This is a genomic window from Maribacter taeanensis (assembly GCF_047345145.1).
In the GTDB taxonomy this organism is placed as follows: Bacteria; Bacteroidota; Bacteroidia; order Flavobacteriales; family Flavobacteriaceae; genus Maribacter_C.
Genome location: NZ_JBLFER010000001.1, coordinates 1,261,532 through 1,284,930 on the forward strand (window position 1 = coordinate 1,261,532; position 23,399 = coordinate 1,284,930).

Consider the following 23,399-nt stretch of genomic DNA (forward strand, 5'->3'; position numbering starts at 1 on the left):
TTACCGTTCATCTAAAAAAAATACTAGCTGGTAACAGCAGGCGTTTATTCAGTTCATTACACAAAACCCTCATTTATGAACTGGTACTTAAAAGCCTTAAAACAATATGCTAATTTTAGTGGAAGAGCGAGAAGAAAAGAATATTGGATGTTCTTTTTATTCAATATACTTTTTATTTATGGCACGCTTATTCTCTCTTTAGTATTTGATATTCAGGCATTGCTATTTGTAGCGATCACCTATGTATTTGTTACCTTGGTGCCCAGTCTTGCAATTGGCGTAAGAAGAATGCATGACATTGGAAAAAGCGGTTGGTATTCTCTTATTCCTTATTACAATATTTACCTAATATGTTTAGATAGTCAAGAGGGAAGGAACAAATATGGCCACAATCCAAAAGGGAGACAAGATGTTATTTTGCAGAAAGTATAAACCAAAGTACATAAAATAAAAAAAGACCTGTTTACAACAGGTCTTTTTTCTTTCTACTAAAACAAAGTGTTATTTTCCATCTTCTTTATCGGCCCATTCTTTGGCACGTTTCGCTCTTTTAGCAGAACCAGGATGCGAAGACATTAAAGAACCCTTACCATCATCTCCACTCAAGTCAGCTAATTTCTGAAAGGCTCCTTCCATACCATGATAATCATATCCTTTAGCGACCATAAATTTAAATCCATATTCATCAGAAGCCGACTCGTTGGATTGCGAAAATTGTGCATTTAACATATTTTCCATAAAACCTCCAATCTCATCATCGGCTAGAACTTTACCAGCATTTGTATTCGTTTGTGCAACATCTTTTGCCGCAGAAATTGCATAAGCGGACTGATATCTCTTTTTGGAGTGCCCCAATTTAACATGGCCTATTTCATGACCTATTACACTAAGTAATTCCGCATCATTCATTAAATCCATAAGACCTGCCATAACTCTGACGCTGCCATCTGGAGTAGCAAAAGCATTTACATCTACCACTTTATATACTTTGAAATTCAAATCAAGTCCATCTTCATGATCGAGACCTTCAACCAATTTAGCCAGGCGATCACCATAAGGATCACCAGCTTCGGCGATAGGATTATTCTCATCCATCCACTGAACAGACTCTAATGAAAGTTTGGCCATATCCTCGTCAGAAAGCGTAGCAGCTTTGGCAACTTTCTTAGCTGCATCTACATTTCCTTTCTTTAATAATTTTTTACCGAATTGTGCTTGAGTACCTATAGAAACGAATAGTGTTATTAAAACAAAAAGTGTCTTTTTCATTTTTAATTCAATTTATTATAATTCCATCTCCAGTACTGAGGTTGTTTCATTCCGGTTAGGAATCTGTTAGTGTTTGTATTTTTTCAAAGGTAATCAGCTGATTACTTTTAAGCATCCCCTTTTTCAGGGATATCTTCTAGAATTGATAACAAATATTTCCAAAATTTCTGAACTGAAGAAATTTGAACGCGTTCATCTGGAGAATGCGCTCCGTGAATAGTGGGGCCGAAACTAATCATATCCATATCTGGGTAGTTTTGTCCAAGAATACCACATTCAAGTCCCGCATGACAGGCCACAACTCTTGGTTTCTCACCAAATAATTCTTCATATTTTGGTTTAAGTACTTTTAGAATTGCAGAATCAGGATTTGGATTCCATCCCGGATAGGTTCCACTAAAAGTAACATCACATCCTGCCAGTTCAAAAGTGGCCTTTAAAGCTTCTGCCAAATCCATTTTCGCAGAATCAACCGAAGAACGTGTTAAACATCCTATTTTGATTTTTCCATCTTTCACCATAACACGAGCAACATTGTTCGACGTTTCTACCAAATCGGAAATACTAGCGCTCATTGCATATACGCCATTGTGAGCAGCATAAACCCCTTTTAAAAGTTTTCCCTGATCCTCCTCATTCATCACTTTTTCTGGTAAATCTGTTGTTTCTAACGTAATTGCCAGTTTTGGCTCGACAACTTTCAATTCATTTTTAATGACGGTTGCAAGAAGTTCAAAATTAGATTCGAAATTTTTCTTTTGATTATCGTCTAGAACTATGATAGCTGTACTCTCTCTCGGAATTGCATTACGTAAACTTCCACCATCGATACTGGCTATTCTTATACTATATTTCTCCGCATTATAGTGCATTAGGCGATTCATGATCTTATTGGCATTGCCCAAACCTTTATGAATATCCATACCACTATGACCGCCATTTAGTCCTTTAATATTGATCTTAAAGGCGATAGCACCGTTTTGTACCAGAACTTCAGAATAACTTCTTTCGGCAGTTACATCAATTCCTCCTGCACACCCAATATCAATCTCATCATCTTCTTCTGTATCGAGGTTAAGTAAAATTTCTCCTTTAAGCACCCCGCCTTCAAGGCCCATTGCGCCCGTCATTCCTGTTTCCTCATCAATAGTAAATAAAGCTTCTAAAGGTGGGTGAGGAATAGTTTTGCTTTCCAATAAGGCCATAATAGCTGCAACGCCCATTCCATTGTCTGCTCCTAAGGTGGTACCATTTGCCTTTACCCAGTCTTTATCAATGTACATTTCTATACCCTGAGTATTAAAATCAAAAACAGTATCGTTGTTCTTTTGATGTACCATATCTAAGTGTGATTGCAAGGTCACCCACTTTCGATCTTCCATTCCTGAAGTAGCAGGTTTTCGAATAATCACATTACCAACAGCATCTTTAAACGTTTCCAAGTTGAGCGATGCACCAAAATCCATCATAAATTGAATAACACGTTCTTCTTTTTTTGAAGGTCGCGGCACTGCATTTAAATCCGCAAAATTCTTCCAAACAGCTTTTGGTTCTAAGGCTCTTACTTCCGCACTCATATTTTTGTTTAATTTTTCCCAAAAATACGGACTCAAAATTTGCTATCCTTGATAATTGGTTACTTTTGGATGAACGTCAATCGAATTTCATCATTTGAAAAACAAACTCAGAAATGGAATAGCCTTAACTCTTATTCCACAGATCATTTTAGTAAAATGGCTAGCGGGCCATCCTGATTGGGTAGAAAACTATTACAGTAATGGCTTATACCCTTGGATAAGTAAATTTTTTAGAAATCTATTTGGATGGATCCCCTTTTCCATAGGTGAAGTCATTTATACGTTGCTTATTTTCCTTGTATTTAGGTATATTCTTCGAAATCGAAGAAAAATCAAAACCAAACCGCTGCTCTTTTTACGCGATAACTTAATGGTATTGGCAGTTTTTTACTTCACTTTTCATGTTGTTTGGGGACTTAACTATTACCGACAACCTCTTGCGGAAACCCTTTCCATTAAGAAGGAAGCAAGTTATGCTGAAATCAAAAACCTGACGGAAAGGCTAATTCTCAAAACCAATGAACTCCAAAAACAAATTACGGGAGATAGCACTTCTATGGTAAAAGTACCCTATACTAGAAATGAGATTTTTGAAAAAACCATTTCAAACTACAATGGACTCGATTCTCAAATGTCGTTTTTAGAATATCGGCAGCCAAGCATTAAAAAATCTATGTTTAGTCATATGTCTAGCTATATGGGTATTGGAGGTTATCTGAATCCGTTCACCAATGAGGCTCAAGTTAATAAAAGAACACCTGTTTTTAGGTTTCCTGTTGTGGCTGCCCATGAAATTGGGCATCAGGTAGGCTACTCTGCAGAAAACGAAACCAATCTTATTGGTTATTTAGTTACCCAGAAAAATGAGGATATCTATTTTCAATATTCTGCTTCCGCCTATGCGCTAGCATATTGTTTAAACGCTGTAAATGGAACGGATGAAAAAGAGTTTGAAAAATTATATGCAAACATCAACGAAGGGGTCAAAAAAAACTATAGAGAACTTCAAGATTTTCACGAAGCCTATGAAAACCCGTTTGAACCCATTTTTAAATCTGTATTCAATACGTTTCTAAAAGCCAATAATCAGGCCGATGGTGTACAAAGCTATAGTCGGGTGGTACACCTGTTAGTGGGATATCACGAGAAGCATCCGATTAATTAGTAAACAGTTGGCTGTAGCAATGAGCAGAAAACATATACTGCTTACTACAACTGTCAACCGAACACTTCTTTCATTCTGTTAAAAAACATCAATAGGCTTTATAAATTCATAGAGTTCCCTTACTTTTAAAGAGACTAATTAATCAAGAACTTATTATATGAAAATCAGACTTCTATGCCTCGCCATCTTATGGTGTGGCAGCACTTTGTTTGCTCAGGATTACTTTCCTGAAAACGACGGTGTAAAATCAAAAAACAACAACTACACAGCTTTTACGAATGCCAAAATCTATGTCACTCCTACTCAAATAATTGATGGAGGAACATTACTTATTCAAAACGGTAAAGTAAAACAGGTTGGTAAATCGGTTACAATTCCTAAAAATTCTGTGGTTGTAGATGCAAAGGGACATTCTATCTATCCTTCCTTTATCGATGTGTACTCCAAATTCGGAGTAGAACAACCAAAACGACCTTCTGGGGGTGGTCGCGCCACGCAATATGATGCAGAACGACAAGGTTTTTATTGGAATGACCATATCATGCCTGAAAATGCCGCTATTTCAAAATTTAAATACGATGATAAAAAAGCGAAGGAATTACGCGATGCGGGATTCGGAGTAGTCAACTCCCACATTCAAGATGGTATCGTAAGAGGTACTGGAGTCTTGGTCGCCTTAAACGGAAGTGGTGATGATTCCAATAGAATTCTCGATGATAAATCAGCGCAGTATCTTTCTTTCTCTCGTAGCGTAATTAAAAAGCAGTCCTACCCTACCTCGCTAATGGGGTCTATGGCCTTGTTACGTCAGATGTATTCGGACGCCAAATGGTATGCTTCGGGAAATTCCGATACTAAAGATCGCTCTCTAGAAGCATTAAATGAAAACAAAGCTCTCGTTCAGATTTTTGAAGCTAAAGATAAAGGTCATGCCTTGCGCGCCGATAAAATAGGAGATGCCAACGGAATTCAATATGCTATTTTGGGCGGCGGAAACGAATACGAGCGCATTGCCGAAATCAAAGGAACGAATGCAAAGTTTATACTTCCGATAAATTTTCCGGAAGCTTATGATGTTTCAGACCCAATTGCAGCTTCATATGTAAACTTAAAGGATATGCGTAAGTGGAATCAAGCGCCTGCCAATCCGAAGATATTAGCAGAAAACGGAGTTCCTTTTTCTTTGACCCTTTATGATTTAAAGTCCCCTTCAAAATTTAAAGCAAATCTAATGAAAGCCATTAAATACGGACTTCCCAAAACAAAAGCATTGGAAGCTTTGACTACGGTTCCCGCTGCTATCTTAGGAAAATCAGGAAGCGTAGGTTCTTTACAGGTAGGTCGCCAAGCCAATTTCTTGATTACTTCAGGAGACATTTTTGACAAAGGAACCACGCTTTATGAAAATTGGGTACAAGGACAAAAGAATGTCATCAATGATAAAAGTCAGAAAGACATTCGTGGCAACTACGATTTATCCGCGGGAGGTATGACCTATACAATGTCAATTACAGGCGAGGCTAGCAAACCCAAAATCGAAATCAAACAAGACACGAACAAGCTGAAATCAAAACTCAGTTATAAAAATGATTGGGTAGCACTCTCTTTTGCCACTGATAAAGGCGAAAAAAATTACCGTATGACAGGCTTGGTGAGTAATGCTTCCGATAACATCAAAGGAAAATTGACCCTCCCCAATGGAAACGAGTCAACTTTTACGGCAATGAAAACTTCTGCCTTTACTGCAGATAAAAAAGATGAAAAGAAAGATTCTGGAGCCCCTGAAGTTATGCCAGTAACCTTCCCAAATTTAGCATACGGATTCAAAACAAAACCCAAAACAGAAACCATCCTGTTCCAAAACGCCACAGTCTGGACAAGTGAAGATTCTGGAATCTTGGAAAATACAGATGTTCTTATTAAGGATGGTAAAATTTCCAAAATCGGTCAAAACCTTTCTCCAGGTCGGGCTAAAGTAATTGATGCTACTGGAAAGCATTTGACCGCAGGGGTCATTGATGAGCATACTCACATTGCAGCATTAGCAGTTAATGAAGCAGGACACAATTCTACCGCAGAGGTGAAAATGGAAGATGTAGTTGACAACGAAGACATTGATATCTATCGACAACTCGGCGGTGGAGTTACCTCAGCGCAATTGTTGCATGGTTCTGCTAATCCGATTGGGGGCCGTTCTGCAATTTTCAAATTGAAATGGGGAGAATCTCCCGAGAATATGATTTACAGTAATTCTCCCAAGTTTATCAAATTCGCTTTGGGAGAAAATGTAAAACAAAGCAACTGGCAGAGTTTTTCAAGATTCCCGCAAACACGTATGGGTGTTGAACAAGTGTTCATGAATTACTTCCAAAGAGGGAAAGAATATGATGCCAAAAAGAAAAGCGGACAACCCTATCGCTATGATGAAGAGATGGAGGTAATTGCAGAAATACTGAATGGTGAACGATTTATCAGTTGTCACTCCTATGTGCAGAGTGAAATTAATATGATGATGAAAGTGGCCGATCATTTTAACTTCCGTCTGAACACGTTCACACATATTCTTGAAGGATATAAAGTAGCTGATAAAATGGCGGCACATGGTGCAGGTGCAGGAACCTTTAGTGACTGGTGGGCCTATAAATATGAAGTCAACGATGCGATTCCCTATAACGCGGCCATCATGCAAAGACAAGGAGTTACGGTCGCTATCAATAGTGATGATGGTGAAATGGCCCGAAGATTAAATCAAGAAGCTGCTAAAACTGTTAAGTATGGCGGAATGACCGAATTGGAAGCTTGGAAGATGGTGACTATCAATCCTGCAAAGCTACTTCATATCGATAATCGGGTAGGAAGTATTAAAGTAGGTAAAGATGCAGATTTGGTATTGTGGTCCGACCATCCCCTATCCATCTATGCGAAAGCTGAAAAAACTTTGATTGAAGGCGCTACCTATTTTGATTTAGAAATGGATAAACAAAACAGGGAAGCAATTAAGAAAGAGCGCACCCAACTCATTAATATGATGCTAAAAGAAAAAGCAGGTGGTGGTAAAACACAAGGCCCAAAGATGAGTAAGAAAGAACGGATGACTTGTGAGAGTTTATAGACTGACACAAAGACTTTCCCCTATTGAGAGGGGCTAGGGGTGTGTTAAGCCCGAGCCTTAATAAAAAACAGAACCAACATTAAACAGATTCCGACCTTCGTCGGAATGACAATAAAATTACTAAGTGATGAAAAAACAAAAAAATATATTAATCGCCCTCCTACTCACCTTCGGGATGACAAGCTGGGCTCAACAAACTCCTGCTGACAAACAGACAGAGGCCATAACGATTACCGGAGCTACAGCGCATATAGGTGATGGAACAATTGTTGAAAACTGTACCATCGTTTTTGAAAATGGAAAAATCACAGCTTTGGGTTCTGGTGAAACCACCCAAGGAACCATAATTGATGCCTCAGGAAAACATGTCTATCCTGGGTTCATAGCACCAGTAAAGGAATTAGGACTAGTTGAAGTGAATGCAGTGCGCGCAACACGTGATGCGGATGAGATTGGAGATATCATTCCCCATGTAAGAAGTTTGATTGCCTACAATGCGGAGTCAAAAGTAGTAGAAAGTATGCGACCCAACGGAGTTTTAATAGCTCAAATAACCCCTAAAGGTGGGCGCATTTCTGGCACATCCTCTATTGTACAATTCGATGCTTGGAATTGGGAAGATGCTGCCGTAAAGGCGGATGATGGTGTTCATCTACATTGGCCCTCAAGTTTTAGAAGAGGTCGCTGGTGGTTGGGTGAGCCTAGAGGTCTAAGGCCAAATAAAAACTATCAAAAACAGGTAACTGAGGTTGAAACCTTTATGCAAAATGCTCTGGCTTACGGGGGTGGAACTGCCAAAGAGCTGAATCCCGCTTTCGCGGCTATGAAAGGTGTTTTCGATGGACGCCAAAAACTATATGTCTATGCTGACGGAGAAAAAGAAATTGTTGATGGTATCACTTTAGCAAAGAATTCTGGAGTAAAAAATATTGTTTTGGTAGGCGGATATCATGCTTACAAAGTGACGGATTTCCTTAAGGAAAATGATATTCCTGTATTGGTACAGTTTACTCACAACACGCCGAATTTTGAGGATGATGATTATGATTTACCATACAAGTTACCTAAACTCTTGTCTGATGCCGGACTATTAGTCGCCATACAAAACGGAGAAGCGAGTAACTTTCAAACTAGAAACCTTCCGTTCTATGCGGGGCAGGTTGTTGGTCAAGGTTTGGCAAAAGAAAAGGCTGTACAGATGATTACGGGCAATACCGCTAAAATTCTGGGCATTGATGATACCCATGGTACACTTTCAGTTGGTAAAAGCGCCACTCTATTTATTTCTGCTGGAGATGCTTTAGATATGCGAACGAACCAGTTGAGTCATGCTTTTATAGACGGAAGAAACATTTCTTTGGAAACACACCAAACCGAGCTTTGGAAACGATATTCAGGGAAGTATGAGGGAGAATAGAACACTCTATTAACCTCCAAAATAAATATAAAATGTGCTTTTCATACTGAAAAGCACATTTTATATAATATTTTGCTGAACTCGAATTTATTATCTTACCAATACTTTTTTAACTTCTTCTCCATTGGGAGTTTTGATATAGATATAATATATCCCACGTGCTAGATTTGCAACGTTGAATTGGGTTTCTAAATTGCCTGTCTCGGGAGTAACTTTAAGTACTAGATTTCCTTTGCTATTATAGACAACGAGACTAGTAGGTATTTCCTCAACTGAGTTCCAAACTATGGTAATATTTTCCGTAACACCTTGATTTTGGTATACTTTAATATCTACCCCATTATTATCTTTTATTCTATCGGTGCTATCATCAACTAGTTCAACGGTAATAGTTGTTTCCGTAATACATCCTAGGGCATCTTTTACATAAAAAGTTTGATTCCCTTCTATCAAATCGGTAAAAGTGGTAGATTCCTGATACACTTCTCCATCATTCGAAAATGTATATGGCGAGCTTCCACCTTGAACTATAAGTTCTGCAGACGCATTTGTTTTATCATCATTGTAATTTAACTCCACGCTAAAATCTAGAGGTAAAATATGCTCAATAACAAAATCGCTTGTTGTTACAAACCCATTCGCATCGAAGACCGTAGCATAATGATTACCCGCAGCACTATTATTAAACACATTAGAACTTTGTGCATCCGACGAGTCCATACTATCTAAAGCATACAAATAATTGTTGCTACCGCCTGATACCAAAATGGTAATCGTATTTTCTTGACAAGCCACATAATCGACTTCTACAAGTATCGACAGTTCTGGTAATGTTTCAATAGTAAAAATGGTATCAGTCTCACAACCGTTAGAATCACGTATACTGACAATATGGTCACCTATCGCCAAATCTGTAATGCTTGAACTTAACAAGGGCCTATACAAATTACTACCATCTAAACTATATTGATAAGGCGCATTGCCTCCTAAAACTGTTAAATCAGCAGTTCCAATATTCGAACTTGTCATAGATCTACTTGTAGATTGAATTGTAATACTCAGTTCTTGAGGTTCGGTAATTGTAATTAACTCGGATCTAACCAAAAGTCCCTGCCTGGTATCTCTTAAAAGAGCTTTGTAAGTACCTGGCGCTAATCCTTGAAAATGAGTGATTTCAGGTCTTACGTTATAGACGATATTGTTATCTCCGTCTACCAATCCATAATTGTATTCTCCTAACCCACCAACGCCAGTAACATTGATTGATCCATCTTGAGCTCCAAAACAACTGGCATCAGTAACTTCAGTTACAATCTCCAGTTCAGGAATGAATCCTTCGATATCAAAACTGACATGATCGCTGCAATTTGCTGCCTCGACAACTAACCAATGTGGTCCAGGAGAAAAACCATCGACTTCGAATATGGTTTCATTCCCAATTTCAGTTCTTGGTCCTGAATAACCGTCTATGCGATAATTAAAAGGTCCTGTACCACTGGTAATTTGAAATTTGACCCAGCCTTCATTTTGCTCTAATACGCGAACTCGAACTGGAACAACATTCGCAACAGTGATTTGTGTTTCGAATTGACAACTATCATTTTTAGCCCTAACCGTATACTCACCATCTAAAACATCATGAAAAGTTGTAGAACTTTGCCAAATATCATTATAAATACTGTATTGCATATTCCCTGAACCTCTTATAAGATCGAATTCAACAGTAGGTAGGTTCACTCCATCACAATCATAACTTGTTCTAACATTAGCACTTATCGATTCTGAAGTTGCTGTAATTAGAACTTCATTACTAGTAGCTGTCGCTCCTGTAGCATCTCTAACGGTAAAAGTGGTATTACCCACTGATCCTGTAATAAATGGGTTTGTAGTTCTATATGTACTGCCATTGCTACTATATTCATAAGGAGGAACTCCACCTGAAGGTGTTAGTAATACTCTTGCTTGGGAATTGCAACTTATTTGATTCTGGATGGCAGCAGTTAACGATAATTGCGTTGCTTCGGTCAACTCGACTGTTCCAAGTTCTACAAAGCAAACAAAGGAATCTATTGCCGCTAATTGATATTCGCCAGCAATAAGGTTCTCAAAAGTGTTTGACGAGCTAAAAGTCACACCTCCATCAATTGAGTATTCATATGCACCTCCTCCACCTGAAGCAGTTAAAGTTATACTACCATCTGGTGAATTGGAATCACTTGGATTCGTAGTAGAATAGGAAAGTGCTAAAGGAGGAAGTTCTTGAATATCGATAGTTGAGATTGAAGTACAACCCCCTGAATCCCTTACAGAAACCTCGTATGACCCTGGTGCTAAACCTTCAAAAACATCCGAGTTTTGATACCCACTCGGAATGCCATTAACGCTGATTTGATATTCATAGCTACCAGTTCCTCCCATCGGTTCTACCAAAATAAAACCGTCTCCCATACCGTTACAGGTAACGTCTTGGGCAGTATAATTCACAGTGATTGGAGGGATTTCTTGGATAATGATACTATTCGAAATTGTTGTGCCAGTGGCATCTCTAACCAAAATAGTGTAGTGCCCACTGGGTAGACCACTAAAGGTATTGCTTGCTATGAAAGGATTGCCGTTCAATGCAAACTCATAAGGTAAAGTACCTCCTGAGGGATTCACTTCAACCGTACTACCGTCAACGCAAGATGCTTCGGTTTGAACCAATTCAGCAGTCAAAACTGTTGATGCCGTCAAAACTGCATCCGCTATTGCAAAACAACCATTTTGGTCTTGTGTTACTATTGTGTAAGTTCCAGCAGCAAGTCCTGTAAATACGTTGCTTGTATAAAATTCGTTGAGATTCGGTGAAATTGCATATTGATATACGCCAGTACCGCCTTCTGAAGTAATTGTTATTGAACCATCTGTGTCATTTGCTTTACTGGGATTTGCGACAGTAAGCGTAACTAAAATCGGAGAAGGTTCTGTAATAATTATTGTTTGGGGACTTGAGATACATCCACCTGTGTCTGATACCTTGATATCATAAATTCCTGGTGCTAAATTTTGAAATGTATGATTCGTTGTCTGGGGAGAAGTGAATGCAATAGTAGATCCTGTTCTTGAATCTAGTAGCGTATACTGGTAAATACCAGTACCTCCAAAAGCATTAACTTCTATTTGACCATCTTGCATACCCCCACATGTAATATTATGAGAAGTAAAATTTGTTGTAATAGGAAGCGAAGCAGTTATTGTAATACCATTGGTCATCACAAATGCCCCATTAACATCTCTAACTTCAACCCTATATGTGCCAGCAACCAGATTGCTAAATACGTTACTCGAGGAGAACGGACCGCCATTCAAGGCATATTCATAAGGAGGTACACCACCTGATGCAGAGGTTATGATTTCCCCGCCTTGCAAGCAAGATGGTACTTGCGTTTGAATTAGTTGTCCAACTAAGGGTGCTGGTTCTAATAAAACAACAGGGTTTGATATAAATTCACAAATACCAGAACTATCTCTTGTTTTTATTTCGTAAGTACCAACACTCAGGTTTGTAAAAACGGGACTATTTTGTAAAGGACCATAAGCTCCACCATTATTTGATATTTGATAAATAAAAGGCCCATTTCCTGTTGCTTCAATTCTTATTTCACCGTCAGAACCCCCGTTTACAGAAATATCCTTAGTTACGGAAATAACATCAGAGTAGGTGTTTTGAAAGCTTCTGGCGTAAAAAATTTCGTCAGGCGCACTGTTATAAGTCAAGACCACTCTATAATCACCTGCATTATCTACTGTGAAAGTGTTCGCCGTTGAAACCGTATTCCAAGAACAAGATACACCCAAGTTCGGGCAATCATCCCCTGCTGGCGCACATGAATTACCAATGAGCAATTGCCATGTTACCGATTGCACTAGAGGGTCATTAACTTGAACCGAACGGACATCACTAGCACCACATAAGGTAAAAGTTGACAATTGACTACCATCTGCGGGGCAGCTCACAACAGCATCAGCGGTATTCAAAAATGGATTAGTACCAGCAAAAGCACTTGCACTAAGCAAAAAAGAAAAAAACATATAGATTGTGGAGGGTAGTTTTGGGAACATAACGGTCAATTTGTAGGTTGTTTGGTAGGTTTTATGTCACTTCATTCAAAATACGAATACTAAAAACGTAGGAAGACCTCGTTTATTTAACAAATACCTGGTTTTTAGATGAAATGCATCAATCAAAGGATTTAAATAGGATAATGACCTTATCAGGGGTAAAAGCTAAAAATTCTAATGGTGCGCTTTTAAGAGGAAACAAAACTATCACTTCGACCTTTTCGGGAAGCAGCAATCTATTTATGCGAACTAAAATCAACCAAATTTTCAAAAAATAAATTAAGAACAATGTAACAGTAATTGATTTTCAGAGACTTATGTGACATAAGACAACATTTTACAAAAAACAATATTCAGAAAAAATCATTTCGTTAGGCAACGTGTTGTAAAAATTTTACGTCTGTTAAATTAACGACCTTCTTTTATCAATCAAAAACCAATCCTATGGCATCATCAACCATGACCAGTACTGTAAAATCACAAAAACTCCTTAAAACTTCTGTAAATATTTGGTTTACTGTTGTTGTGGTCGGTCAATTCATTTTTGCCCTCTATATCCTAGGATTATATGGCGTTAATGGTTTAGCTGGGGACTTCGAACGTTGGAACAATTCAACACCCCATGGTTATGTACCAAAAGATATTTGGGGTAACATTTTATTTGGAGTACATATGGCACTAGCTGCCGTTATAACTATTGGAGGGCCTTTACAGCTTATGAAAAAGGTACGTACTAAATTTCCTCGTTTTCATAGGATTAACGGTCGTATTTATATTACCTCGGCATTTGCTATCAGTTTAGCTGGCTTGTACTTGGCTTGGATGAGAAGTATGGCAGGTGGACTTGCTGGTTCAATTTTCATTACAATTAATGGAATATTAATAATGACATGCGCATTCTACGCAGTAAAGTACGCAATAGCCAGAAAATTGACATCACACAGAAAATGGGCGATTCGATTATTCTTAGCCATGAGTGGCGTTTGGTTTTTCAGGGTTTTTCTAATGGCTTGGATAATGATAAATCAAGGTCCTATTGGTTTTGATATGGAAACTTTTCAAGGCCCTGCTTTAAATGTGATGTATACCTGTAGCTATATCTTACCAGTAATTTTTGCAGGTTTCTACTTTAAAGCAAAAGAGAGTAGTCTTCCAAAAACGAAAAGAGTAATTTCTATTTTTATTTTGTTCTTGACAGTCTATATCGCTATCGGAACTGCTGTAGCAACTATGGGCATGTGGTTACCAAGTCTTTGAAGCTAAGCAGTAATATATTTTGAAGGCTCCTCTTCAAAACTCACCTTACACCCATCACAACAGAAATACACCTTTTCCCCCTCATACTCGAGAATATGTTTTGGGTTCTTTTTAGAAACAGGCACATTACAAACGGGGTTGATATAATAGTCTTCGGCAAACTTTTCATTAACGGGTTCAGCACCTTCTGAAGTTGATGCCTCATGAACCGGCATATTATCAGCAGCATTCCCATTTCTAAAATGGTCTATGATTTCTGCTAAAATACTGATGGCCACTTCACTGGCTAATTTTGCATTGATATCTAAGCCAACGGGGCTTCTCAATTGACTAGTTCGTTTTTCTGAAATACCTTGGTCTAAGAGATACTTTCGAATGTCTTCGGATTTTTTGGCACTTGCCACGAAACCCACAAATTTTACAGCTGTTTGCAGAGCTTTTCTAACGGAGAGTTCATCATCTTCTCCTTGTGTAGTCACAATGATGTAGGTATTAGAAACACTTTTAAAGGATCTAAAATCCACTTTATCTTTTACTTGATAAGCCGTAGGAAACATTTGCACATCAGCATCACTAGCCATCACCGAGACTTTAAAATCGGCTGCTGAAGCCAAAAGCGATAGTTTTCTTGCGATATTAGACTTCCCTACGATAATCAATTCTGGTTGTGGAATTATAGGTTCTATCATAACTTCTAAGGTTCCTTTACTTTGACAAGACATTATATATTCTTTGAAGGTGGCTGTTTCGCGAGTGCCTCCTTCAGGAGAAATACGAACACGTCGGTAGCGTTTACTTCTGATAACATCTAGAGCTTCTTTAATGACGATGCCGCGTACACAGCCGCCACCTATCCAACCGATGAGTTCTCCAGTTTCCAAGATTAGTGCCTTATCCCCTACTTTTCCAGAACTGGGTGCGATACGGTCTATCACTTGCGCGATGGCAAAGTTGGACCCTTTGGCCAGATGCTCTTCTATCTTTAAGGCAATTTCATTAAACATCCATCAATAATTTTTCCAATTTTAATAGACTATCCAAGTTGTGTGCCGATTCAAAAGCATCTAAATGCGGCATCACATTGACCATTCCTTTTTGAATAGGTTGGTAACCTTCCATTCCCTTTAAGGGGTTGAGCCATACCAAGGTTTTGCATTTTCTTCGTATGGTTCTAACGGCTTCTTTTAATACGGTTACGTTTCCGGTTTCTAATCCGTCGCTTAAAACGACGACTATATGTTTTTGACTTAAAAATTTACTTCCGTAGACGGAAAGAAATTCCGTTAAGGACTCCCCTATCTTCGTACCACTGGACCACGAATGTACATTCTTACCAATCTGCTTTAAAACTTCCTGTTCGTTATTTTGTCGTAATAGCGGTGTCACGTGTGTCAATTCCGTACTAAAGGTAAAGAACTCCAGACTTTTAAAATACTTTTTTAACACCATCACATACCGCAATAGATAATAGCTATAAGTATCCATAGAACCGCTTACGTCTAGAATAAAAACGACTTTGCGTTTTTCTTTACGTTTGCGTTTGTACGATAAATCTAAGAGCATCCCCCCTTTGGAAACCCCATGACGAATTGTATTTCGGATATCGATACCGCCTTTGTTCGCATTTTCTAAACGACGTTTAAAACGCATACTCATTTGATGAAAGAGTTCCTCGGCCAGTTCTTCTAACTTTTCTTTATCTGTAACATCTACTTTTGAGAAATCCGTCATCCGCAATCGAATGCTTTCATTTGCACCAACAGTCTCCTTGGCTTCTTGTTCCTTGACTTCTTTCTTTGGGAGTTTAAATTCAGTTCCCAGAAAAATGACGGTCGCTGTATCTTTTTCCTTTTTGAGTTGTTTGATTTGCTTCTTCCGCTGCTCTAGCTTCTCCTCGTAGTACCGACTCCAGAAACGTTGGAACATTTCATCAAAGCGGTCAAAGTGCTCTTTCCGTTTGCAATAAATGGCCTTTAGGCTGTATTGGAACAAGGTACGGTCAAGCGCATAACCGCGCTCTGCAATTTCAAAAGCATCTCTAGTTTCTTGAGGACCCAACACAAACTGACGCTCGCGACAATACATCGTAAAGTCGATTAAGCGTTCTTTGAAGGTTTTGGTTACGGCTTCCACTTACTAGATTATTGGATTGTTGGATTCTTAGATTGTTGGATTCGTCTTCATATCTGAGCCTGAGCTTCAAAAAACTAGCGTTCTCTTGGGTTAACATTTCCGTTTGTATCATGAAGCGCTTTGAATTTTTCCATATCGACAGGATTATGAAGTTTTTCAGTAATGGGTGGAAAATTAATTGTACTATATTTTGTGACTCCTTTTGTTGGTCTGGTAGGGCGTTTTGAAAAACCGCCACCACAATTCGGACAAACATTGTCAAGAAAGCCATTGGCGCAATCAGCACAAAAAGTGCATTCAAATGAACATATCATTGCCTCATCGCTCTCGTTTGGCAATGGTTTGGCACAATTTTCACAAATAGGTCTTATTTCTAGCATATCGTGTTATTTATAAATTACTTTCAACTAGGTAATAGGAACCAAAAACTCTTGTACTGTCTTATTTCTAACAAACTCCACATCATCTTTATGTTTCAATACACTACCAATAGTTGTTTTTACAATCTCATCCGTGATGTTTTTCTGGTTCATCAGCAACAGGGTTTTTGCCCAGTCCAATGATTCTGCTATCCCGGGAGGTTTATGCAGGCTTGACTTTCTTAGGTTATGAATAAAAGTCACTACTTGCGTTGCCAATTCTTCATCGATATTGGGGAGTTTCTTGGCAATGATATCTATCTCACCTGTTTTCGATGGAAAGTCTACCCAATGGTAAAGGCATCTTCTACGTAACGCATCACTTAACTCTCTAGTGCGGTTGGAAGTCAAGATGACCAAAGGTTTTGATTTGGCCGGAATCGTTCCCAATTCGGGAATGCTGATTTGAAAATCGGATAATAATTCCAACAAATAGGCCTCGAACTCTTCGTCTGCCCTGTCAATTTCATCAATTAATAATACTACGGGTTTATCTGCACTAATGGATTGCAATAAAGGTCTTTGAAGGACATAATCCATTCCAAAGATTTGATTTCCTAAGGCTTTCTTGTCTTTTTCTTGCTCGAAAAGCTTGATGTGAAGGAGTTGTTTTTGATAATTCCATTCGTAAATTGTTGTATTAACATCCAGTCCTTCATAGCATTGTAAACGAATCAAATTCGTACCTAGATGTTCTGCCAAAGTTTTGGCCAACATGGTCTTCCCTACTCCGGGATTACCTTCTAGTAATAAAGGCTTCTCCAAGTTTTTCAATAGAAAAATAGAGGTCGCCAATTCTTCATTCAATATGTAATCGTGCTCATAAAAATCTTTTATCAGCGCTTCAATGTCTTTGTTCAAAAGTTAAATTTTAAATTACTGTAAAAGCTATGCTCGGGGGAGCATAGCTTTTGATTACAGGATTATCGGGACTATCTATGCTGCTGCCTCTGCTGCGGCAAGTTTCTTAGAGAAATTTGTAACAAATTGTTTGAACAATTGATTCGAGACCGTGCTAATCAATCGCGAACCAAACTGGGCAATCTTTCCGTTTACAGTAACATCCATGATAGCATCTAGTTTCACGCCACCTTCATCACGTTCAGAGAGGTCAATCGTCATTTTCATTTCTGCATTTCCATTTCCCTTGGCATCGACACCGTCACCTGAAATGATAATTTTTCGGTTTTCAACATCAATCTCATTGTAATAAATATCGGCATTGTATTTCACGCCCATTGGACCGAACTTCATACCCACTTTTCCTTTGTAATGGTTATCGCCTACTTTTTCGTCAATAGAGACTCCCGGTACGCAATCCATTATTTTTTCTGGGTCGATTAGGTGTTCCCAGACTAGTTCGGTGCCTTGGGGTACTTCGAATGATTTATCTAATTGTGTTTTCATACAATTCTAATTTTATTGTCATTCCCGCAAAGGCGGGAATCTATTTAATTCGTGTTCTGCGCTTTGTTTAAGGGTTGCGCTTCTGATAGGGTTAAGAGGGTCGGATGATGGATTGGGCTTTCACCCCTTCCGTCCGCCAGCTGGCGGACACCTTCCCCTATCTGGGGAAGGAGCCCATATAGTTCCACCTTGTTTATTTACCTTAAACTTTTACCTCAACCTTTCACCCTTCTTTATTTCAACTTTGTACTTGGTATTTTGTACCTCGTACCTAAAACTAAGCTTTCGCCTTCTGCGCTTGAATTGCTTCCCAAACCTTTGCAGGGGTGATTGGAATATCCAAGTGTTTAATTCCTAAGGGCGCTACGGCATCAATAATTGCATTTGCAATTGCTGGTGGTGCTCCTACGGTTGGAGATTCTGCTACACCTTTTGCCCCTAAGGGATGATGTGGTGATGGTGTAATCGTATGACCGGTTTCCCAATGTGGGGATTCTACTGCCGTCGGCACTAGGTAATCCATAAGGGTTCCGTTTAGTACATTTCCTTCGTCATCATATTCGATGCCTTCATACATTGCCGGAGCAATACCTTGAGTTAATCCGCCATGAACTTGTCCTTCAACAATCATCGGATTGATGATATTTCCACAGTCATCAATTGCTACAAAACGTTTTACATCAATCGCACCAGTTTCTTCTTCAACCTCAACTACGCAGATATATGCGCCGTTCGGGAAAGTTAAATTTGGTGGATCGTAGTAATGTGTTGCTTCGAAACCTGGTTCCAACCCTGGTGGGATATTGGTATAGGCTGCAAAGGCCACGTCCTGAATCGTCTTCGACTTCTCCGGAGCTCCTTTTACAAAGTACTTCCCTACCTCCCATTCGATATCTTCTTCGCTAACTTCTAACAAGTGGGCTGCAATTTTCTTTCCCTTATCACGCAGTTTACGTGCCGCGATTGCCGCTGCAGCACCCGCTGTTGGTGTACTTCTACTTGCGTAGGTACCTAATCCGTATGGAGCAGTATCCGTATCACCTTCATCGATTTCAATGTCGGTATAAGGGATTCCTAATTCTTCTGCCAGAATCTGCGCGTAGGTGGTTTCGTGACCTTGTCCTTGGGATTTAGTTCCAAAACGTGCAAGTGCTTTTCCTGTTGGATGTACACGTATTTCAGCACTATCAAACATGGCAATTCCTAAGATATCAAAGTCTTTGGAAGGCCCTGCTCCTACTACTTCCGTAAAGGTGCAAATTCCGATACCCATTAATTTTCCTTGGGCACGTTTTTCTGCTTGCTCTTTTTTATAATCATCATAGCCAATCATTTCCATCGCCTTTTCCAGCGTAGCTTTATAATCTCCACTATCATAACTCCATCCTAAAGGAGATTCGTACGGAAATTGCTCTTTCTTAATAAAGTTCTCAAAACGCAAAAGCGCTGGGTCTTTGTCGATTTCAGCAGCCAATTTATCAACCATACGTTCAATCGCATGCACCGCCTCCGTTACACGGAAGGAGCAACGATAGGCAACTCCACCCGGGGCTTTGTTGGTATATACCGCATCCAATTCCGCGAAAGCGTGCTCATAATCATACGAACCTGTACAGATTGAAAACATTCCCGTAGGGTATTTTGATGGATTCGCTGAAGAATCTGTATAGCCATGGTCAGCTAAAGTCGAAACTTTGAAGGCTTGGATTTTTCCATCCTTCGTAGCCGCTAACTCACAATCCATATGATAATCACGTGCAAAACCGTTAACTAAATTTTCTGAACGGTCTTCAATCCATTTGACAGGCTTCCCGATTAAGAAAGTTGCCGCAATCGCAACTACATAAGCTGGATAAACAGGAACTTTCCCTCCAAATCCTCCTCCAATATCCGGAGAAATAATTCGAATCTTTTCCTCGGATAGTCCAACATGTCCCGCAACCAATGCTACAACAGTTCGAATTGCGTGTGGTGCTTGAGTCGTTAAGTAAACGGTCAGTTTTTGCGTATCCTTATCATAGGAAGCATTGCAACCACAAGTTTCGATAGAAGCTACGTGAATTCTTGGTAGATAGATGCGTTCTTTTACAACGACATCCGCATTTGCGATAACCTCATCGGTCTTCGCTCTATCTCCTCTTTCCCAATGGTAAATTTGATTGTCCTCTTGTCCTTCTTTATCCGGACGCAATAAAGGCGCACCTTCATCCAAAGCCTTAAATGGGTCAACAATCGCCTGCATCGGTTCATACTCAACCTCAACAGCTTCTGCGCCATCAACAGCTACATATCTATCGGTAGCAATTACCGCACAGACTTCTTGTGACTGGTGCATGACCGTATCTGTTGGCAATACCATTTGCGTATCAGACAATAAGGTTGGCATCCAATGTAAATTGAACTCCTTTAAGTCGTATCCGGTGATGACAGCCAAAACGCCATCTATAGCAAGTGCTTTTTCTTTATTGATACTCTTAATTTTTGCATAGGCATACGGACTACGAACCATAACCATATGTAGTTGCCCAGGCAGTTTTGTATCATCGACATAGTTTCCTTTGCCGTGCAAAAACCGAGCATCTTCTTTTCTTTTTACAGAGTGACCCATTCCGCCTACCTCTGGTGATGTTTTACATTTAAACATAGTTTCTTTATTTAGAGGTTAGACTGAAGCTTCTTTTTCTTTGGCCATTTCTGTGGCAGCTTGTTGAACAGACTTTACAATATTATTATACCCAGTGCATCTGCAAAGGTTTCCTGAGATTCCCCAGCGAATTTCTTCTTCTGTTGGGTTCGGATTGTTTTTCAATAAATCCATAGAACGGATTATCATTCCCGGAGTACAAAATCCACAGTGCAGACCATGTTGGTCGTGAAATGCTTGTTGCAAATGACTGTTGGTACCTTCGGCAGCAACACCTTCTATAGTAGTGATTTCGGCACCATCAGCGCGAACGGCCAAATAGGTACATGATTTCACAGACTTGCCGTCTAACATAATCGTACAGGCTCCACAGTTGGAAGTATCGCAACCAATGTGCGTACCTGTTAAATCTAGATTTTCTCGAATAAAATGTACGAGGAGTAAGCGAGAATCTACCTCAGCAGAAACACTTTCCCCATTTATTGTCATTGTTATATTGTGTTTTCCCATAGCTATCTTATTGTCTTGCTCTTTCCAAAGCCTTATTCAACATTCTTTTAGTAATTGTATTTACGATAGACCTTTTGTAAGCTTCGGAACCTCTTAAGTCTGATTCAGGCTCGCAGTCTTCACTGGCAATTTGTCCTACTTGCTCAATAAGTTCATCTGTTATCTTTTGTCCTCGCAATACCTCTTCACCTCTTTCTAGTCGCATGGGTACTGCACTTACGTTAGTGAGTCCGATACCTACTTGCTGACAAACACCATTATCATCCAATTCCACATAAACCGCAACTCCAGCCGTAGCATAATCGCCAACTTTTCGTTCTACCTTATGATAGGCACCGCCACTATTCTTTTTTGCTTTCGGAATTTGAATCTCCGTCAGGATATCAGAAGGCTCCAAAGCCGTCATATAAAATCCGTGGAAAAATTCATCGATGGGAATTGATTTCGTCCCGTCTGACCCTTCCGCAACAACCGTTGCTCGCATCGCTAGCATTAATGCTGGTTGGTCATTGGCAGCATCTCCGTGAGCAATGTTACCACCAATAGTGCCTACATTTCTTACAGATGGGTCCGCAGTTAGCCAAATCGCATCTCCTAAAATCGGATAGCTTTCCTTCAATAATGCGTTATGTTCCATCTCGGTTTGAGTCGTCAACGCACCTATTTTTAGCATATCGCCGTCTTCCTTAATATAGGATAGTCCATCGATTTTACTGATATCGATAATGTGTTCGGGAGTGGCAAAGCGTAGTTTCATCATCGGTAGCAGACTATGCCCGCCCGACATGTATTTTGCCTCCTCACCAAGTTCAGATGACAAAGCGATGGCTTCTTTTACGGAAGTCGCCTTGTGATAATTGAAATTAGCTGGAATCATAATTATTTGTGAATTAAATTAAGAGGTAAGCATTAAATATATCGTATTTTTTTCGATGTCACAACATATGTGTATTTTGTTTAACGATTTAATAATCCATGTATCAGAATTAACTTTCAAGCTTCCGAAATTCTGTCATCCATTTCGATTTTGATATAATCCTTACCTTTAGCTTCAGACCAAAAACGGAAGTTACTTTATGTATTCCCAACTCTATTTTGACTACAATGCAACCACTCCCTGTTCACAGGAAGTTGTTGATGCCATGCTGCCTCATTTTCATGAAGACTTCGGGAATCCCTCAAGCAGTCATCACCCTTACGGTTGGTTGGCCAAAAGTGCTGTTGAAGATGCTACATTATCTATAGCGAAAAATTTAGGAGTTTCTCCAAGTAGTTTGGTATACACTTCTGGATCTACTGAAAGTATTAATATGGTATTGAAGGGAGTTGCCCGAAAAATGCAATCCAAAGGAAAACACATCATTACTACCAAGGCAGAACATAAAGCAGTATTAGATACTTGTACTTTTTTGGAAGAAGATGGTTTTGAAATCAGTTATTTGGATGTAGATTCCGATGGATTGATTTCTTTAGAAAGCTTAAACAAAACGCTGCGACCTGACACTATTTTGGTTTCGATTCTATACGCCAATAATGAAACAGGAATCATTCAACCTTTGGATGAGATAGCAAAACTAACACATGAAAACGGAAGTTTGCTGTTTTCGGATACTACTCAAGCTTTGGGGAAAGTAGAGATGACAGAAGTCCTCAACCAAGTGGATTTCGCCTGCTTTTCTGCCCATAAAGTTTATGGCCCAAAAGGAATCGGTTTGGTATACATTAAGGATAATGAAGATGGAGATAGTCTGCCTAGCTTTATTCAAGGAGGCGGGCAACAAAAAAGGCAACGAGGGGGCACGATTAATACTCCTTTGATTGTTGGGTTTGCAAAAGCCATAGAATTAGCGTTTACAAATTTGGGTACAGAAAAGAAACGATTAGAAAACTTACGGAATCAATTAGAAGCAGGCTTGCTTGAAATTGAAATGGCGGTTTCCAATAGTGTAAATAGCGAACGCCTACCTAATACAGTACATATTTCTTTTCCTTTTGTTGATGGCGCAAATCTATTAACTGCCTTAAGTCGACAAATTGCCATCTCCAATGGCTCAGCTTGTAATTCGGCTTCCGTGGAACCTTCCCATGTTTTAACTGCAATGGGTATTGAACGAAGTTTAGCTTATGCGTCTTTACGATTGAGTATCGGGAGATACACTACTGAAAAAGATATAAAAAATGCTGTTGAGATTATTACTAAAGAGGTTGCTAAACAACGTGAAGCTAATATTCTTTGGGAGCGACGGTAAGCGATTATTCAGTGGGCATTAGCAGTGAACAGTTGAACTGTTTATTTTTCTTTGCGCTCTTTGCGCTCTTTGCGTTTAAACCCAACCCTTAATCCCCTCCCGAGAGAGGAAACTCTTGCTCAAGGGGAAACTCTGGTAT

At 39.3% G+C, this 23,399-nt stretch carries 17 protein-coding genes; 6 read left to right on the forward strand and 11 right to left on the reverse strand.

Annotated elements, in window-relative coordinates:
- The first annotated feature begins 75 nt into the window (after positions 1 to 75).
- Complete coding sequence (locus tag ACKWCD_RS05510; RefSeq protein WP_413982930.1) at positions 76 to 432, forward strand: DUF805 domain-containing protein; 357 nt, start codon at positions 76 to 78, stop codon at positions 430 to 432.
- A gap of 69 nt (positions 433 to 501) precedes the next feature.
- On the opposite strand, the gene ACKWCD_RS05515 is transcribed toward ACKWCD_RS05510, so the two are convergent.
- Both ACKWCD_RS05515 and ACKWCD_RS05520 read right to left on the reverse strand, forming a co-directional pair.
- Positions 502 to 1,269 (reverse strand): M48 family metallopeptidase, encoded by a 768-nt coding sequence (locus ACKWCD_RS05515; protein WP_413982931.1) that lies wholly within the window; start codon positions 1,267 to 1,269, stop codon positions 502 to 504.
- Between the two features lie 107 nt (positions 1,270 to 1,376).
- Positions 1,377 to 2,846, reverse strand: a complete 1,470-nt coding sequence (locus ACKWCD_RS05520; protein ID WP_413982932.1) for an aminoacyl-histidine dipeptidase — start codon at positions 2,844 to 2,846, stop codon at positions 1,377 to 1,379.
- Between the two features lie 94 nt (positions 2,847 to 2,940).
- On the opposite strand from ACKWCD_RS05520, the gene ACKWCD_RS05525 reads away from it, so the two are divergent.
- The 3 genes from ACKWCD_RS05525 (at position 2,941) to ACKWCD_RS05535 (ending at position 8,540) form a co-directional block, all read left to right on the forward strand.
- Entirely contained in the window at positions 2,941 to 4,011 is a 1,071-nt protein-coding gene (locus ACKWCD_RS05525) for a DUF3810 domain-containing protein (protein WP_413982933.1), read from the forward strand.
- 157 nt (positions 4,012 to 4,168) lie between these two features.
- Positions 4,169 to 7,123: an amidohydrolase family protein gene (locus tag ACKWCD_RS05530; RefSeq protein WP_413982934.1), complete on the forward strand. Its 2,955-nt coding sequence runs from the start codon at positions 4,169 to 4,171 to the stop codon at positions 7,121 to 7,123.
- A 127-nt stretch (positions 7,124 to 7,250) separates the two neighbouring features.
- Positions 7,251 to 8,540 (forward strand): amidohydrolase family protein, encoded by a 1,290-nt coding sequence (locus tag ACKWCD_RS05535; RefSeq protein WP_413982935.1) that lies wholly within the window; start codon positions 7,251 to 7,253, stop codon positions 8,538 to 8,540.
- Positions 8,541 to 8,630: 90 nt separating this feature from the next.
- Here the strand turns inward: ACKWCD_RS05535 and ACKWCD_RS05540 are convergent, their stop codons facing one another.
- Complete coding sequence (locus ACKWCD_RS05540) at positions 8,631 to 12,641, reverse strand: T9SS type A sorting domain-containing protein (RefSeq protein ID WP_413982936.1); 4,011 nt, start codon at positions 12,639 to 12,641, stop codon at positions 8,631 to 8,633.
- Positions 12,642 to 13,085: 444 nt separating this feature from the next.
- Here ACKWCD_RS05540 and ACKWCD_RS05545 point away from each other — a divergent pair, with 444 nt between their 5' ends.
- Positions 13,086 to 13,898 (forward strand): DUF2306 domain-containing protein, encoded by an 813-nt coding sequence (locus ACKWCD_RS05545; RefSeq protein WP_413982937.1) that lies wholly within the window; start codon positions 13,086 to 13,088, stop codon positions 13,896 to 13,898.
- A gap of 2 nt (positions 13,899 to 13,900) precedes the next feature.
- On the opposite strand, the gene ACKWCD_RS05550 is transcribed toward ACKWCD_RS05545, so the two are convergent.
- The 8 genes from ACKWCD_RS05550 to ACKWCD_RS05585 all read right to left on the reverse strand — a co-directional run bounded on the left by ACKWCD_RS05550 (position 13,901) and on the right by ACKWCD_RS05585 (position 21,888).
- Positions 13,901 to 14,902, reverse strand: coding sequence for an XdhC family protein (locus tag ACKWCD_RS05550; RefSeq protein WP_413982938.1), 1,002 nt, complete (start codon positions 14,900 to 14,902; stop codon positions 13,901 to 13,903).
- Entirely contained in the window at positions 14,895 to 16,031 is a 1,137-nt protein-coding gene (locus ACKWCD_RS05555; RefSeq protein ID WP_413982939.1) for a vWA domain-containing protein, read from the reverse strand. Before ACKWCD_RS05555 ends, ACKWCD_RS05550 begins: the two co-directional genes overlap by 8 nt.
- Before the next feature lie 74 nt (positions 16,032 to 16,105).
- Positions 16,106 to 16,411: a DUF1272 domain-containing protein gene (locus ACKWCD_RS05560; RefSeq protein WP_413982940.1), complete on the reverse strand. Its 306-nt coding sequence runs from the start codon at positions 16,409 to 16,411 to the stop codon at positions 16,106 to 16,108.
- A gap of 27 nt (positions 16,412 to 16,438) precedes the next feature.
- Positions 16,439 to 17,311, reverse strand: coding sequence for an AAA family ATPase (locus tag ACKWCD_RS05565; protein WP_413982941.1), 873 nt, complete (start codon positions 17,309 to 17,311; stop codon positions 16,439 to 16,441).
- A 75-nt stretch (positions 17,312 to 17,386) separates the two neighbouring features.
- Positions 17,387 to 17,857, reverse strand: a complete 471-nt coding sequence (locus tag ACKWCD_RS05570; protein WP_413982942.1) for an SRPBCC family protein — start codon at positions 17,855 to 17,857, stop codon at positions 17,387 to 17,389.
- Positions 17,858 to 18,134: 277 nt separating this feature from the next.
- Positions 18,135 to 20,501 carry an aerobic carbon-monoxide dehydrogenase large subunit gene (locus tag ACKWCD_RS05575; RefSeq protein WP_413982943.1) on the reverse strand — a complete coding sequence of 789 codons (2,367 nt, stop codon included), beginning with the start codon at positions 20,499 to 20,501 and terminating at the stop codon, positions 18,135 to 18,137.
- Between the two features lie 18 nt (positions 20,502 to 20,519).
- Positions 20,520 to 21,011 (reverse strand): (2Fe-2S)-binding protein, encoded by a 492-nt coding sequence (locus ACKWCD_RS05580; protein WP_413982944.1) that lies wholly within the window; start codon positions 21,009 to 21,011, stop codon positions 20,520 to 20,522.
- Positions 21,012 to 21,018: 7 nt separating this feature from the next.
- A complete protein-coding gene (locus tag ACKWCD_RS05585; protein ID WP_413982945.1) occupies positions 21,019 to 21,888 on the reverse strand; it encodes an FAD binding domain-containing protein in 870 nt (289 codons plus the stop codon).
- Between the two features lie 199 nt (positions 21,889 to 22,087).
- On the opposite strand from ACKWCD_RS05585, the gene ACKWCD_RS05590 reads away from it, so the two are divergent.
- On the forward strand, positions 22,088 to 23,260 hold the full coding sequence (locus ACKWCD_RS05590) for a cysteine desulfurase family protein (protein ID WP_413982946.1): 1,173 nt from the start codon (positions 22,088 to 22,090) through the stop codon (positions 23,258 to 23,260).
- Positions 23,261 to 23,399 lie beyond the last annotated feature (139 nt).

Excerpts from the sequence above, each read along its gene's own strand:
- ACKWCD_RS05515 (WP_413982931.1), bottom strand. The coding sequence starts at position 1,269 with ATGAAAAAGACACTTTTTGTTTTAATAACACTATTCGTTTCTATAGGT.
- ACKWCD_RS05530 (WP_413982934.1), top strand. The coding sequence starts at position 4,169 with ATGAAAATCAGACTTCTATGCCTCGCCATCTTATGGTGTGGCAGCACT.
- ACKWCD_RS05510 (WP_413982930.1), top strand. The coding sequence starts at position 76 with ATGAACTGGTACTTAAAAGCCTTAAAACAATATGCTAATTTTAGTGGA.
- ACKWCD_RS05540 (WP_413982936.1), bottom strand. The coding sequence starts at position 12,641 with ATGTTCCCAAAACTACCCTCCACAATCTATATGTTTTTTTCTTTTTTG.
- ACKWCD_RS05560 (WP_413982940.1), bottom strand. The coding sequence starts at position 16,411 with ATGCTAGAAATAAGACCTATTTGTGAAAATTGTGCCAAACCATTGCCA.
- ACKWCD_RS05590 (WP_413982946.1), top strand. The coding sequence starts at position 22,088 with ATGTATTCCCAACTCTATTTTGACTACAATGCAACCACTCCCTGTTCA.
- ACKWCD_RS05545 (WP_413982937.1), top strand. The coding sequence starts at position 13,086 with ATGGCATCATCAACCATGACCAGTACTGTAAAATCACAAAAACTCCTT.
- ACKWCD_RS05570 (WP_413982942.1), bottom strand. The coding sequence starts at position 17,857 with ATGAAAACACAATTAGATAAATCATTCGAAGTACCCCAAGGCACCGAA.
- ACKWCD_RS05520 (WP_413982932.1), bottom strand. The coding sequence starts at position 2,846 with ATGAGTGCGGAAGTAAGAGCCTTAGAACCAAAAGCTGTTTGGAAGAAT.
- ACKWCD_RS05580 (WP_413982944.1), bottom strand. The coding sequence starts at position 21,011 with ATGGGAAAACACAATATAACAATGACAATAAATGGGGAAAGTGTTTCT.
- ACKWCD_RS05575 (WP_413982943.1), bottom strand. The coding sequence starts at position 20,501 with ATGTTTAAATGTAAAACATCACCAGAGGTAGGCGGAATGGGTCACTCT.
- ACKWCD_RS05550 (WP_413982938.1), bottom strand. The coding sequence starts at position 14,902 with ATGTTTAATGAAATTGCCTTAAAGATAGAAGAGCATCTGGCCAAAGGG.
- ACKWCD_RS05535 (WP_413982935.1), top strand. The coding sequence starts at position 7,251 with ATGAAAAAACAAAAAAATATATTAATCGCCCTCCTACTCACCTTCGGG.
- ACKWCD_RS05585 (WP_413982945.1), bottom strand. The coding sequence starts at position 21,888 with ATGATTCCAGCTAATTTCAATTATCACAAGGCGACTTCCGTAAAAGAA.